The sequence below is a fragment of the Microbacterium sp. oral taxon 186 str. F0373 genome, from assembly GCF_000411455.1.
Taxonomy (GTDB): domain Bacteria; phylum Actinomycetota; class Actinomycetes; order Actinomycetales; family Microbacteriaceae; genus Microbacterium.
In genome coordinates, this window is the sequence record NZ_KE150458.1 from 799,122 (window position 1) to 812,323 (window position 13,202).

Sequence of the window (13,202 nt, forward strand, 5' to 3'; positions counted from 1 at the left end):
GATTAGGCTCGAAGAATGACCGATTCCCCCCGTACCCCCACGCCGATCGACGCGATCGCCGAGGCATGGGTCGACACCTGTGCCGAGCTTTCCCCGGGATTGGCCACCTACATCGGACGCTTCGAGCACAACGGTCGACTCGACGACTACTCGCTCGCCGGCGCCGCCGCGCGCGTGGACGCTGCGCGCGCCACCCTCGCCGCCCTGCAGGCCGCCGAGCCGGTCGATGACGTCGACGTCGTCACCAAGGCCGACCTGAGCGGAGACCTGGAGCTGTCGATCGCGCTGTACGAGGCGGGCGCCCATCTGCGCGACGTCAACGTCATCGCCTCGCCCGCGCAGGAGCTGCGCAGCGTCTTCGATCTCATGCCCACCGACACGATCGAGGACTGGGCAGTCATCGCCACGCGGCTGTCCGCCATCCCCGAGGCGATCGGCGGCTACATCGAGACCCTCCGCGAGGGGATCGCGACCGGGATCGTCCCGGCCCGCCGCCAGGTCACCGAGGTCATCGGTCAGATCGCGCGATACACGTCCGACAACGGTTTCTTCGCGACCTTCGCCGCCGACGCCGCCCCCGCCGAGGGGCAGCTGCCCGCCTCGCTCGCCAAGGCTCTGTCCGGTCATGCCGGTGCGGCCCGGGTCGCGTACGACGAGCTCGCGAACTTCCTGCGCACCGAGCTCGCTCCCGCAGCCTCCGAGGTGGACGGCGTCGGTCGTGAGCTCTATGCGCTGCACTCCCGGAGCTTCCTCGGAGCGGTCATCGACCTGGATGAGACCTACGAGTGGGGCCTGGAAGAGCTTGCCCGCATGGTGGCGGAGCAGGAGGCCATCGCGAACGAGATCCTCCCGGGTGCGACCGTCGAAGAGGCCGTGGCCTTCCTCGAGAACGACGAAGCGCGCAAGCTCCGCGGCACGCAGGCCCTGCAGGAGTGGATGCAGGCCACGAGCGACCGCGCGGTGGACGAGCTCGGCAAGACCCACTTCGACATCCCGGAGCAGATCCGTCGTCTGGAGTGCATGATCGCGCCCACCAACGAGGGCGGCATCTACTACACAGGCCCCACGGACGACTTCTCCCGTCCCGGTCGCATGTGGTGGTCGGTGCCCGAGGGCGTCGACTCCTTCGACACGTGGCGCGAGCTGACCACGGTCTACCACGAGGGCGTTCCCGGCCACCACCTGCAGATCGCCCAGGCGGTCTACAACCGCGCGGAGCTCAACTCCTGGCGCCGCCTCCTCGCGGGCTCCAGCGGTCACGCGGAGGGCTGGGCCCTGTACGCGGAGCGCCTCATGGAGCAGCTGGGCTACCTCGACGACCCGGCCGATCGGCTCGGCATGCTCGACGGTCAGCGCATGCGCGCCGCCCGCGTCGTCCTCGACATCGGCGTGCACCTGGGCAAGCCCCGCCCCGACGGCGAGGGCATCTGGGACGCGGACTTCGCTCTCGAGTTCATGCGCCGCAACGTCAACATGTCGGACGAGTTCATCCAGTTCGAGGTGAATCGCTACCTCGGCTGGCCGGGTCAGGCCCCCTCCTACAAGGTCGGTCAGCGTATCTGGGAGCAGATCCGCGACGAGACGGCCGAACGCGAGGGCGCCGACTTCGACATCAAGCGCTTCCACATGCGCGCGCTGCGTCTGGGCGGTGTCGGTCTCGACACACTGCGGATGGCACTGGCTCAGGGCTGATCCGGCCGAGAATCTCCGCACGGAATGATCACGGCACACGGGAGGTTCTCATTCGTATGAATGCACAACTGGGACTGGACACCTTCGGCGACGTCACCGTCGGCGACGACGGCGAGCGCCTGAGCGACGCGCAGACGATTCGCGACATCGTCGATCAGGCGGTGCTCGCCGACCAGGTGGGGCTCTCCTTCTTCGGCGTGGGGGAGCACCACCGTCACGAGTTCGCCGTGTCCAGTCCCGAGCTGGTGCTGGCTGCGGCGGCGGCCCGTACCGAGAGCATCCACCTCGGTACGGCCGTCACCGTCCTCTCCAGTGATGACCCGGTGCGCGTGTACGAACGCTTCGCGACGCTGGACGCGCTGTCGTCGGGTCGCGCCGAGGTGATTCTCGGCCGGGGTTCGTTCATCGAGTCCTTCCCGCTGTTCGGCTACGACCTGAGCGACTACGAGGTGCTCTTCGAGGAGAAGCTCGACCTGTTCTCCCAGCTGCTCACCGAGAAGCCGGTCACGTGGCAGGGGACGACCCGCGCCTCGCTCGAGGCGGCGGACGTGTACCCCAAGACGGAGAACGGCATTCGCGCATGGGTCGGAGTCGGCGGCTCGCCGGAGTCCGTCGTGCGCACGGCCCGTTACGGCTATGGGCTGATGCTCGCCATCATCGGCGGCTCGGCCGACCGCTTCCGTCCCTACGTCGACCTGTACCACCGCTCACTGGCGTCTTTCGGTCACACCGAGGCGATGCCCGTCGGCATCCACTCGCCCGGTCACATCGCCGACACTGACGCGCAGGCGTGGGATGAGCTGTACCCGGCGATGGAGGCCAACCGCAACGCGATCGGCGCCGAGCGCGGATGGCCGCCGTACAGCCGGCTGCAGTTCCAGCACGATATCGGCCCGGAGGGTGCGGTCTACGCGGGATCCCCTGAGACCGTCGCGCGAAAGATCGCGGCCACCATGAAGACGCTCGGGGCGACCCGCTTCGACCTGAAGTACGCCAACGGTACCCTCTCGCATGCGAAGCTCATGCGCTCGATCGAGCTGTACGGCACGAAGGTCGCGCCGCTGGTGTCGGAGATGCTCTCGGCATCCTGAGTAGCATTCAGGCATGACGGATGCCGCTGCCTCTCCCCCTGCGCCGACGCCGACCGGCACCGACGTGGGGGAGAGGCTGGACGCTCTGCCGTTCACCCGCCGACACCTGCGCGTGCTGACCGGCTCCGGCCTCGGCTGGGCGCTCGACGCGATGGACGTCGGGCTCGTGTCGTTCGTTCTCACGGCATTGATCGCACAGTGGTCGTTGACCGGCGAGCAGGCGTCGTGGATCGCGTCGGCCGGGTTCGTCGGCATGGCGGTCGGCGCGAGCCTGGGCGGTCTCCTGGCGGACCGGTTCGGCCGCCGCTCGGTGTTCGCGGTCACGTTGCTCGTCTACGGTCTGGCGACCGGGGCGAGCGCCCTGGCCGGGGGACTTGCGGCGCTCATCGCGCTGCGCGTGATCGTCGGACTGGGTCTGGGTGCCGAGCTGCCGGTGGCGAGCACGTACGTCAGCGAGGTCGCCCCGGCACGCATGCGCGGGCGACTCATCGTCATCCTCGAGGCGTTCTGGGCTTTGGGCTGGACGGCGGCCGCGCTCATCGGGTTCTTCGTGATCCCGGCATCCGCCGACGGCTGGCGCTGGGCCTTGGCGCTCGGGGCGATCCCGGCGATCTACGCGCTGATCGTGCGCTGGTCGCTGCCGGAGTCACCGCGATGGCTCGCGCGGCGTGGGCGCCACGTCGAGGCCGAGGCGATCACACGCGCGTTCGAGTCGTCGCCGGCGCTGCAGGGCACGCCTCGTCGCCACGCCCCGGTGGGCACCGCGGCCGGCGCGCAGCTGGCCGACCGAGGCCTGCGTGCACTGTGGTCGGGCGAGTTCCGCGTGCGCACGGCGGCTCTGTGGGTCGTCTGGTTCTGCGTCAACTTCTCGTACTACGGCGCGTTCATCTGGATGCCGACGATCCTCTTCGCGCAGGGGTATGGACTCGTGAAGTCGTTCGGCTTCACCTTGATCATCACGCTCGCTCAGTTGCCGGGGTACGCCGTGGCGGCATGGCTCATCGAGGTGTGGGGGCGGCGCGTGACGCTGTCCGCGTTCCTCGCGGGATCGGCGCTGGCGGCGATCGCCTTCGGGACCGCGACGGGCGAGGGCATGATCATCGCGGCGGGGATGGCGCTGTCGTTCTTCAACCTCGGCGCGTGGGGCGCACTGTACGCCGTCAGCCCGGAGAACTACCCCACGTCGCTGCGTGCGACCGGAGCCGGATGGGCCGCGGGCGTCGGACGCATCGCATCTATCGTCGCACCGCTGTGCGTGCCACCGCTGCTCGCCGCCGGCGGCGCACCGCTGCTTTTCATCGTGTTCGCCACGTTCTTCGTGCTCGCGGCGGCGGCCGCGTGGGCCCTCGCCGACCATCGCGGCGCGGCACTCGACGACCGCTGAGGCCGCGGCATCCACTGTCATCCGTCCTCTTCTGCCGCTTTCGCGCTCCCGACGCGACCAGAGCGGACCGATGAACCCCGGGTGGGTCGCGGCGTAGGCTGAACGGATGGCAGACGTGCGCTTCGTGGCGATCGGCGACTCGTTCACGGAGGGTGTCGGCGATGAGTTGAGCGACGGCCGCGTGCGCGGGTGGGCCGACCTCACCGCGCAGGGATGGGCGGACTCCCGCCGCGAACCCATCCAGTACGCCAACCTTGCGATCCGCGGAAAGCTGATCTGGCCGATCGTCGCCCAGCAGCTCGAGCCTGCTCTCGCACTCAAGCCCACCCACCTGTCCTTCAACGGTGGCGGCAACGACATGCTGCGACCTCGCACGTCGATCGGCCACATCGCCGATGCGTTCAGCCAGGTGCTCCGCCGGTGCGACGAGGAAGGGGTCACGCTGATCCTGCTGTCGGGCGCCAATCCTTCGGCGCAGCTGCCGATGAACCGGCTCATCCAGCGACGCGGCGATCTCATGTCGGATGCCGTGGTGCAGCGCATCGCCGAGCGCCCCGATGTCATACGAGCGCTGAACTGGCCGGATGCCGAGCTGTCGCATCCGTCGTTCTGGTCTCAGGATCGCCTGCACATGAACAGTCGCGGCCACCACCGTGTCGCCGCCCGCGTGCTGGAAGCTCTGGGGGAGCGGGTCCCCGACGGCTGGTGGGCCATGCCGGAGCTCTCGGATGCCGTGCGCCTGGCGCAGCGCGAGTACCTGCGCGAACACCTGGGTCCATGGGTGCGCCGCCGCCTCACCGGCACCTCGTCGGGCGACGGTCGGGAGCCGAAGTTCGGCGGAGCCTGGCGCCTGGTGGAGCCTCGCTAGCCGTCCGGAGCCGAGCCTGTCAAGGGCGTGTGCGCGCACGCGACGTTCCGCCACCATGAGGACGTCCCATCCCCGAACAAGGAGACGCACTTATGAGCATCGGAGCCGGAATCGCACTGTTCGTCATTGGAGCGATCCTCGTTTTCGCCGTCAACGCCGACGTCCCGTACGTCGACCTCGACATGATCGGCTACATCCTGATGGGCGCGGGCGTGCTTATCTTCGTCATCGGACTCGTCCTCATGCTGCGCCGTCGGTCGACGCAGCAGGTGACGCGCACCGTCGAGCCCGGTGTCGGCGAGCGGATCACGCAGACCGAGTCCCGCACCTCGGGCGACGGAACGGTCTGAGGCTGTCGGCTGCCGCACGGCCGCGCGACGATCAGTCGGCGCGCGGCCGACGTGGCGGGTCCATCCCCAGCAGCACCCGCGTCTTGCGGCGCTCGATGACGATGAATGTCCAACCGAGCGCCCAGAGCGGCACCTGCGCGAGGAACGCCAACCGGAACGCGTCCAGCCGATAGGTTTCCGGGGTGCCGGCGCCCTGCAGGTCGAGCGCGATCCCGATCGCGAAGATCGCGACCAGCGCGGCGAGGAAGCCGCCGACGTTCGTGATTCCCGTCGCGGTGCTCAGCCGGTGGGCCGGGTTGTGGGTGCGGGCGTGGTCGAAGGCAATCATCGAGGCTGGGCCGCCCATCGCCAGCGCCACAGCGAGCCCGTAGAGAAGCCAGAGCGGTGCGGGCCCGGGCCACGCGATGACCACCGCCCACGCGACGAACTGGGTGCCCACCGCAGGAAGAACCAGCGCCCGAGAACGCAAGTGGGGAATGCGCCGCGAGATGTCACCCATGATCGGGCCGAGCGCCATTCCCACCACGACATAGGTCGACAGGACGCCTGCCGCCTGCGCGAGTGTGAGTCCCTCGCCCGCCGTGAGGAACGGCGTTCCCCACAGCAGCACAAACGCGGTGCCGGCGAACGGCGCCGTGAAGTGCGACCAGAACGCGAGGCGCGTACCGGGATGCGCCCAGGCGGCGCGGATGCCGACGCCGGTGTCCATCGAAGAGCGCACAACACGGATCGCCCCGGTGTTCGTATCGACCGAGACGTCCGCTCTCAACGCCGGCGGACGGTTGCGGATGACGGCCCACACCAGGATGCCGAAGAGCACGCAGAGCCCGGCGATGCCGCCGAAGACGATCTCCCAACTGGTCGCGTGGAGCATCGCGGCGAGCGGGGCGAGCGCGAGGAGCTGCCCGGCTTGGCCGACGAGCCCCGTGAGCTGACTCATCAGCGGACCGCGCTGCGCGGGGAACCACACGGCGACCAGACGGAGCACGCCGGGGAAGATCGCGGCGTCACCGGCACCCAACAGCATGCGGGCGAAGATCGCGACGCCGACACTGGGGGAGAACGCGAGCGTGAGCTGACCGGCCGCCATCAGCAGCATCCCGATCGTCATGATGGGGCGGGCGCCGTAGCGGTCGAGCAGAAGGCCGATCGGAATCTGCATCCCGCCGTAGACGGCGAGCTGGACGACCGCGAACATCGACAGCGTCGCGGCATCCGCCCCGAAGCGCTGAGCCGTGTCGACGCCGACAGCGGAGAGTGAGCTGCGGTTGATCACCGCGAGCATATAGGCGGCGACGCCGACGCCCCAGATGAGCCACGCTCTGGCATCCGGCCCGACCGACGCAGGGGAGAGGCGGGGTGAGCTCACCCCACAACGCTACTCGCGTCGGAGCGCGTACTCGGACCCTGAGCGCGTGCGCTCCAGGATGCCATGGTCGACCAGATGACGTCGGAGCGCGGCGACGTCGCCGTTCGGCGCGTAGCACTCGAGCCGTTCGTTGACCTCGCGCTCGTCCATGATCGCCCCGGGGGAGAACGCCCGCTCGGACACGAACCGCAGCAGTGACGCGCGCTCACCGGCCTGAGAGGGGTAGCGATCGATTCGGCCGTCACGATCGAGGAAGCGTTCGGGACCCTGCGGCCGGGGCGCAGTGGCGAGCAGGGGCCGCAACGGGGCGTCGTCGAAGTGGATCCCGTCGACGTCCACGTCTACGAGCCCAAGCGCCTGCAATCGCATGACCGCTGCCAGCCAGGATCCATCGTCCATGACGTCAGAGGAGGCCACTGAACAGCGAGCTCGCCGTCACCGCCAAGATCTCCCGCGAGAAGCTCTTTCCCCTCGTGAGGCTGGAGTGGGGAAGACTCATTCCCGCTTCTGACATAATGTGCATTATCGGCAATGCTTCAACGTGCGACATCGGTGTCGTAAAGCTCGCGCGAGGCGGCCGTGAGCACACCGCGCGCCGGGGCCCACACGCGCGGGGCAACAGCGCTGCCCTGAAACCATCTCCACTCACAGGAGATTTTCAGAAAGGGCTTCGCCATGACTGCTGAACCGTCCCTCGAGAAGACGGCAACCAACGGCATCCGGACCGCTCTCGGTCTGGGTGGCGCGTTGTCCGTCATCCTCGGCATCGTCATTCTCATCTGGCCCGGAAAGACGGCGATGGTCGTGACCGCGATCATCGCGATCTACGCCATCGTCGCCGGTCTCGTCTACGCGGGAATGGGAATCTTCGCAACCGGAAAGGGCGGCTGGTCGCGCGTCGGTCACGTGCTGCTCGGCGTGCTCTACGTCGTCGCCGGTATCGTCGCGTTCTCCAACCTGGGCCTGGCCGCACTCTCGCTGGCCGTCTTCCTCGGCATCCTCGTCGGGATCATGTGGGTCATCGAGGGCGTCGTCGCGCTGTCGACGCTCGATCTGGCGCCTTCCCGCGGGTGGACGATCTTCTACGCCATCATCTCGATCATCGCCGGTGTCACACTGCTGTTCTCGCCCCTGTGGGGCGCGGTCGTGCTCTGGTGGCTCCTCGGGATCTCGGCCATCGTGATGGGCATCGTCCAGATCGGACGCGCGTTCTCGTTCGGCAAGTGACACAACAACGAAGCGCCCCGCTCGCCGAGAGGCAGTGGGGCGCTTCGTCGTTGCGGATTGCCCGCGGCTCAGCGAGCCGGCAGGTGACGCGACCACCATTCGAGGACCGCGTCGAATCTCTCCACCCGGTGACGCGGCCGGCCCGACCGCGTCAGTTCGTGGTTCTCCCCCGGGAAGATGAGCATCTCGGCTTCCGTCCCCTGCCGCTTCAGCGCCGCGTAGTAGCGGGTCGCCTGCTCAAGGGGGCACCGGAAGTCCAGCTCGGAGTGCATGACCAGGGTCGGCGTCCGCACGGACCGAACGACGGCCATCGGGCTCTGGCGCGCCATGTCGTCGGGCTCCGTGCCGACGTACTCATCACCGAAGAACGAGCCGATGTCGCTGGTGCCCTGGAAACTCACCGGGTCGAGGAAGCCGCGCTCGACGATGGCGCCGGCGAACCGGTGGTCGTGCGCGATGGTCCACGCGGTGAGATACCCGCCGTACGAACCGCCCTGGATGCCGACGCGTGCGCCGTCCAGACGAGCATCGTCGTCCACGACGCCGTCGAGGAAATCGAGGACGTCGGCCATGTCGACGGTGCCCATGGCGCCACGGATGCTCCGTCCGTGCGCCCGACCGTATCCGGCGCTCCCCCGCGGGTTGCAGTACACAACGGCGTACCCGGCATCGACGAGGACCTGCGTCTCATCGAACAGATGTATGCCGTACGACGCATGCGGGCCGCCGTGGATCTGCAAGATCACCGGGAAGGGGCCCTCGCCCGCGGGAACGGCCACCCAGCCGTGCACAGGGTAGCCGTCGCGGGCGACAATCTCACGCTCCTCCGGCCGCGCGAGGACATGCGCGGCGGCGGCCTCCCCGAACGTGGTGAGCGGCCCGGCGCCGAGCAGCGACAGCTCACCGAGGCTGCGAGGCGTCGCGTGCGAGAACACCACGCGCTCCCCCGCCGCGGCGTGTCCGCCCACCTCGATGTCGCCGTCGACGAGCGCGTGGACGCTCCCGTCGCGCGTGACACGCAGCAGTTCCACCCGTCCGCGAGTGCGGTTCTGGACGAGGAAATCATCTCCGAGCGGCGTGATGTGGGAGCCCACTTCGCCGAGGTCGACGGTGTCGGGGTCGGTCAGCGCGCGCGGCGCGGGCGCAGACAGCGGTCCCTCGAGGACGTAGAGCGCGACGTCCGGAGCGATGAAATCGATGCCGGACTCCCCCGGTCGCGACGCCAGGACGGCGACCGTTCCGTCGTGAGCGACGCTCACGTCGTCGATCGAGTACCCCGCGCCGCGAGCGAGCACCTCGATCGTGGCCGAGCCGTCGACGGCAACGGCGACGAGCGGCGTCCGCAGATCGCGGCGATCGTCTTCGATCTCGTCGAGGACTGTCAGCACGTGAGCGCCGTCGGCCGTGAACACGACGCCGTGATGCGACACGGCGCCGGCGGTGAGCGCCATCGCCTCCGCAGCGACGCGCGGCGCCTTGCCGGCCTCGCCCGTTGCCGTCGGCGCCGGCGCATAGAACGGCTCCGCACCGGTGTCGGGGACGTCGATGATGAACAGATGCGACGGCCGGTCGGCGATGTAGCCGAGACCGTTGGCGTGCCAGCGGATCCCGGTGATGCGCCGCGGCGACTCCGCCTCGGCCGGGCGGCCCTCCACGGTGCCGTAACGCCCCTGCTCGAGGACCCGTGCCGTGAACGCGATACGTCCCCCATCGGGCGACCACGCGAACGACCCCACGCCGCCGCGGGCCTCGGTCGCCTGCACCGGCTCGCCACCGGATGCCGGGATCACGAAGATCTGCGAGGTTCCGTCGGCGTCCGCGCGCACGAAAGCGACGCGCTCACCGTCGGGTGATACCTGCGGCGACGAGTCCGACACCCCACGCGTCAGGCGACGGGGCGCACCGTCCGGCAGATCGATCCGCCAGATCTGACCGACGTTGCGGTCGGCGCCGAGGTCGGGACGCGACGTTGCGAAGACGGTGAACGAGCCATCGGGGGCGATGCTGGGGCGTCCAACGCTGGTGAGGGATGCGATGTCGACGGGACGCATGCTCACTCGCCGCCGAACGAACTCACGTCTCCGACGAGACGCGTGTTGTCGTCCGGAATCGGCTCGACCGCGGCGAGGGCCACCTCGGCGGCGAACTCGGAGACGTTGTACAGCTTGCCGGCCGACTCCCGGCGATCGGCGATCGCGCCGGGGTTGGCGCGCTCGAGCAGCGTTGCCGTGATCGTGCCCTCGATCATGTCGCCGGAAACGACCACGAAATCGATGCCCTCCGCCGCCAGGGCGGGGATCCGCTCGCGCAGCGCGTCCTCACCGGCGCGCTTGGACAACGCGACCGGCTCGTACTCGGGCATCGTGGGCGTCGTGCGGATGAAGTGGGCCTGGTGGCTCGTGACGAAGACCACCCGAGAGCCGTCGTGCAGCAGGGGCAGCGCCGCGTCGAGGACTCCCAGCTGGGCGTCGCGGTTGAGGACGAGCGCATAGTTGGCACCCATCCCGCTCTCCATGCCGCCGGACGCGTTGAGGACGAGCAGATCGAGAGCTCCGAACGTCTCCTTGACGGCTTCCATCATCGCCGCCACCGAACCGGCATCGGTCAGATCGGCGCCGACGACCAGCACCTCGACACCGAGTTCCCGCAGCTCGGCAGCGAGCTTCTCGGCCCGCGGCGCCTTGTTGCGGAAGTTGATGACGACGTTCGCGCCGCCCTCGGCGAGGTAGCGAGCCGTGTCGGCACCGATGCCGCGCGAAGATCCGGTGACGAGGGCCGTCCGTCCGGCGAGCGAGCCGGCGGGGATGGGCTGGGACATGATTGCTCCTGCAAGAAGACGGATGCCGGGCGGGTGTCGCCGCAGCCTTCTCGACACTATCAACCGGTGCCCGACGAACACCCGGCGGCTGGGCACCGCATCGAGACGGCCGGGTGTTAGGGTTCGAACAAGACCCACGAAGGGAGCGCGCATGCTGCCCGATCTCACGCAATATCTCTGGATCGCCTGGATCGTGCTCGCCGTGGTCTTCGTGATCATCGAACTGCTGACCCTCGAGTTCACCTTCCTCATGCTCGCCGCCGGCGCGGTCATCGGCGGCCTCGGCGTGAACCTGCTCGGCGGCCCCTGGTGGCTTCAGATACTCATCGCCGCTGCCGTGTCTGCACTGCTGCTGTTCACGATCCGCCCGCTCCTGCTCACCGCGCTGCGCCGATCGAGCCAGCCGCACCCGACGAACGTCGACGCGCTGTACGGCATGGCCGCACGTGTGACGGCGCCCTTCGTCGATGGTCGCGGCTTCGTCCGTCTCGACAACGGCGAGCAGTGGACGGCAGAGCTCGCTCCGGCGGCGCCCGCACTGTCTCCGGGCGAGCGGGCGGTGGTCACTGCGGTGCGCGGCGCCACGGTCGAAGTCGCGCCTGCCCCCTCCTTCCCCGCCTCCGGCTCCCCGGCGGCCGACTCTCCCGAAAGGAGCACCGACTGATGGTCGACGTCGGAGCGTTCGTGGGTCAGATCTTCGTGATCGTCCTGCTCGTCGTAGTCGCGATCTTCGTGATCGTGGTCCTCTTCCGATCCATTCGGATCATCCCGCAGGCCTACACCGGCGTCGTGGAGCGGCTGGGCCGCTATCAGCGCACCCTCTCCCCCGGACTCAACATCCTGGTGCCGTTCATCGACCGCCTGCGTCCCCTGGTCGACATGCGCGAGCAGGTGGTCTCCTTCCCGCCGCAGCCCGTCATCACCGAGGACAACCTCGTCGTCTCGATCGATACGGTCGTCTACTTCCAGGTGACCGACGCGCGCGCCGCGACATACGAGATCGCCAACTACCTGTCGGCCGTCGAACAGCTCACGACGACCACGCTCCGCAACGTCGTCGGCGGTCTCAATCTGGAAGAGGCGCTCACGAGTCGGGACAACATCAACGGACAGCTGCGCGTCGTCCTCGATGAGGCGACAGGCAAGTGGGGCCTGCGGGTGTCCCGCGTCGAGCTGAAGGCCATCGACCCGCCCCACTCCATCCAGGACTCGATGGAGAAGCAGATGAGAGCCGAGCGCGAGCGTCGCGCGACCATCCTGACCGCCGAGGGATCGAAGCAGTCGCAGATCCTGGAGGCGGAGGGACGCCGTCAGGCGGCGATCCTGGGCGCAGAGGGCGACAAGCAGGCCGCGATCCTCCGTGCCGAGGGCGAGGCCGCCGCGATCCAGAACGTCTTCTCCGCGATCCACGCGGGCCGCCCCGACGACAAGCTCCTCGCGTACCAGTACCTGCAGACCCTGCCAAAGATCAGCGACAGCTCGTCGAGCAAGCTGTGGATCATCCCCAGCGAGTTCACGGAGGCGATGAAGGGTCTCGGAAGCGCGTTCGCCGCACGCACGGATGCCGGCGACGCACCGAGGCCGCCCGCGACGACGGCCACGCCTCCCGCTGATCCCTCGTGAGCCACCCGTGGTTCGCCGCCACGGCGGCTCCGCGTGTGCTGGCTCATCGCGGATACGTTCCCCACGACTCGGAGGGCATCGTCGAGAACTCGGTCGCTGCCTTCGCTGCCGCGCACGCGATCGGTGCGAGATATGTGGAGTCGGACTGCCATCTGACCGCCGACGGCGTCGTGGTCTTCTTCCACGATGACGACCTGCGCCGGGTGACCGGTGACCCCCGGAAGCTCTCAGCCGTGCGTCATGACGAGCTCGCGGAGATCATGGCCGACCGCGGCGGTCTCGCGACCGCCGCGGACACGATCGAGGCGTTTCCGACGCTGCGCTTCAACATCGACGTCAAGTCGGCCGATGCCGCTCATCCCCTGGGCCGCGTGGTCGCCGGGCACGCGGATCGCGTGCTGGTCACGAGTTTCTCGGACGCGCGCCGCAGGCGAGCGCTCGATGCGGCACGTCATCTCGGCGGCGAACCGGCGACCTCGGCCGGCCGCGAGACCATCGCGAGACTGCTGGCTGCCGTCTCGACGGGATCGAGCGCTCTGGTCAGACGGGTGCTCCGCGGCGTGGATGCCGTGCAGATCCCCGAGCGTCAGGGACCGATCCGCATCGTCACGCCGCGCCTGCTGCAGCTGGTGCACGACGCCGGCGTCGAGGTGCACGTGTGGACCGTGAACGACCGAGACGACATGGATCGCCTTCTGGCGCTGGGCGTCGACGGTCTCGTCACCGATCGTGCCGACCTCGCGCTGACCGCCACCGCGTCGCGCCCCTGATCAGGGCTGG

The 13,202-nt window shown here is 69.0% G+C and carries 13 protein-coding genes; 9 read left to right on the forward strand and 4 right to left on the reverse strand.

What is annotated here, in order from left to right:
- Nucleotides 1-15: 15 nt before the first annotated feature.
- The 5 genes from HMPREF1529_RS13960 to HMPREF1529_RS13980 all read left to right on the forward strand — a co-directional run bounded on the left by HMPREF1529_RS13960 (nucleotide 16) and on the right by HMPREF1529_RS13980 (nucleotide 5,385).
- Entirely contained in the window at nucleotides 16-1,692 is a 1,677-nt protein-coding gene (locus HMPREF1529_RS13960) for a DUF885 domain-containing protein (RefSeq protein ID WP_016465274.1), read from the forward strand.
- A 56-nt stretch (nucleotides 1,693-1,748) separates the two neighbouring features.
- Entirely contained in the window at nucleotides 1,749-2,783 is a 1,035-nt protein-coding gene (locus HMPREF1529_RS13965) for an LLM class flavin-dependent oxidoreductase (RefSeq protein ID WP_016465275.1), read from the forward strand.
- A gap of 13 nt (nucleotides 2,784-2,796) precedes the next feature.
- Nucleotides 2,797-4,167: an MFS transporter gene (locus HMPREF1529_RS13970; protein WP_016465276.1), complete on the forward strand. Its 1,371-nt coding sequence runs from the start codon at nucleotides 2,797-2,799 to the stop codon at nucleotides 4,165-4,167.
- Nucleotides 4,168-4,273: 106 nt separating this feature from the next.
- Nucleotides 4,274-5,035: an SGNH/GDSL hydrolase family protein gene (locus tag HMPREF1529_RS13975; RefSeq protein WP_016465277.1), complete on the forward strand. Its 762-nt coding sequence runs from the start codon at nucleotides 4,274-4,276 to the stop codon at nucleotides 5,033-5,035.
- A 92-nt stretch (nucleotides 5,036-5,127) separates the two neighbouring features.
- Nucleotides 5,128-5,385 carry a DUF6458 family protein gene (locus HMPREF1529_RS13980; RefSeq protein WP_005049366.1) on the forward strand — a complete coding sequence of 86 codons (258 nt, stop codon included), beginning with the start codon at nucleotides 5,128-5,130 and terminating at the stop codon, nucleotides 5,383-5,385.
- Between the two features lie 31 nt (nucleotides 5,386-5,416).
- On the opposite strand, the gene HMPREF1529_RS13985 is transcribed toward HMPREF1529_RS13980, so the two are convergent.
- Nucleotides 5,417-6,754: an MFS transporter gene (locus HMPREF1529_RS13985; RefSeq protein ID WP_005049365.1), complete on the reverse strand. Its 1,338-nt coding sequence runs from the start codon at nucleotides 6,752-6,754 to the stop codon at nucleotides 5,417-5,419.
- Nucleotides 6,755-6,763: 9 nt separating this feature from the next.
- Nucleotides 6,764-7,153, reverse strand: a complete 390-nt coding sequence (locus HMPREF1529_RS13990) for a DUF2087 domain-containing protein (protein ID WP_016465278.1) — start codon at nucleotides 7,151-7,153, stop codon at nucleotides 6,764-6,766.
- Nucleotides 7,154-7,429: 276 nt separating this feature from the next.
- Here HMPREF1529_RS13990 and HMPREF1529_RS13995 point away from each other — a divergent pair, with 276 nt between their 5' ends.
- On the forward strand, nucleotides 7,430-7,981 hold the full coding sequence (locus tag HMPREF1529_RS13995) for an HdeD family acid-resistance protein (RefSeq protein ID WP_005049363.1): 552 nt from the start codon (nucleotides 7,430-7,432) through the stop codon (nucleotides 7,979-7,981).
- A gap of 68 nt (nucleotides 7,982-8,049) precedes the next feature.
- Here HMPREF1529_RS13995 and HMPREF1529_RS14000 read toward each other — a convergent pair whose 3' ends face one another.
- On the reverse strand, nucleotides 8,050-10,032 hold the full coding sequence (locus HMPREF1529_RS14000; RefSeq protein WP_016465279.1) for a S9 family peptidase: 1,983 nt from the start codon (nucleotides 10,030-10,032) through the stop codon (nucleotides 8,050-8,052).
- 2 nt (nucleotides 10,033-10,034) lie between these two features.
- A complete protein-coding gene (locus HMPREF1529_RS14005; protein WP_016465280.1) occupies nucleotides 10,035-10,799 on the reverse strand; it encodes an SDR family oxidoreductase in 765 nt (254 codons plus the stop codon).
- Between the two features lie 151 nt (nucleotides 10,800-10,950).
- Between HMPREF1529_RS14005 and HMPREF1529_RS14010 the strand changes: the two genes are divergently transcribed.
- From HMPREF1529_RS14010 to HMPREF1529_RS14020, 3 genes are read left to right on the forward strand one after another with little or no spacing between them, the layout of a single operon-like run.
- Entirely contained in the window at nucleotides 10,951-11,463 is a 513-nt protein-coding gene (locus HMPREF1529_RS14010) for an NfeD family protein (protein ID WP_016465281.1), read from the forward strand.
- Nucleotides 11,463-12,422 (forward strand): SPFH domain-containing protein, encoded by a 960-nt coding sequence (locus HMPREF1529_RS14015; RefSeq protein WP_016465282.1) that lies wholly within the window; start codon nucleotides 11,463-11,465, stop codon nucleotides 12,420-12,422. Before HMPREF1529_RS14010 ends, HMPREF1529_RS14015 begins: the two co-directional genes overlap by 1 nt.
- Nucleotides 12,419-13,192 carry a glycerophosphodiester phosphodiesterase family protein gene (locus HMPREF1529_RS14020; RefSeq protein ID WP_016465283.1) on the forward strand — a complete coding sequence of 258 codons (774 nt, stop codon included), beginning with the start codon at nucleotides 12,419-12,421 and terminating at the stop codon, nucleotides 13,190-13,192. The genes HMPREF1529_RS14015 and HMPREF1529_RS14020 overlap by 4 nt, the downstream gene beginning before the upstream one ends.
- Nucleotides 13,193-13,202: the final 10 nt, after the last annotated feature.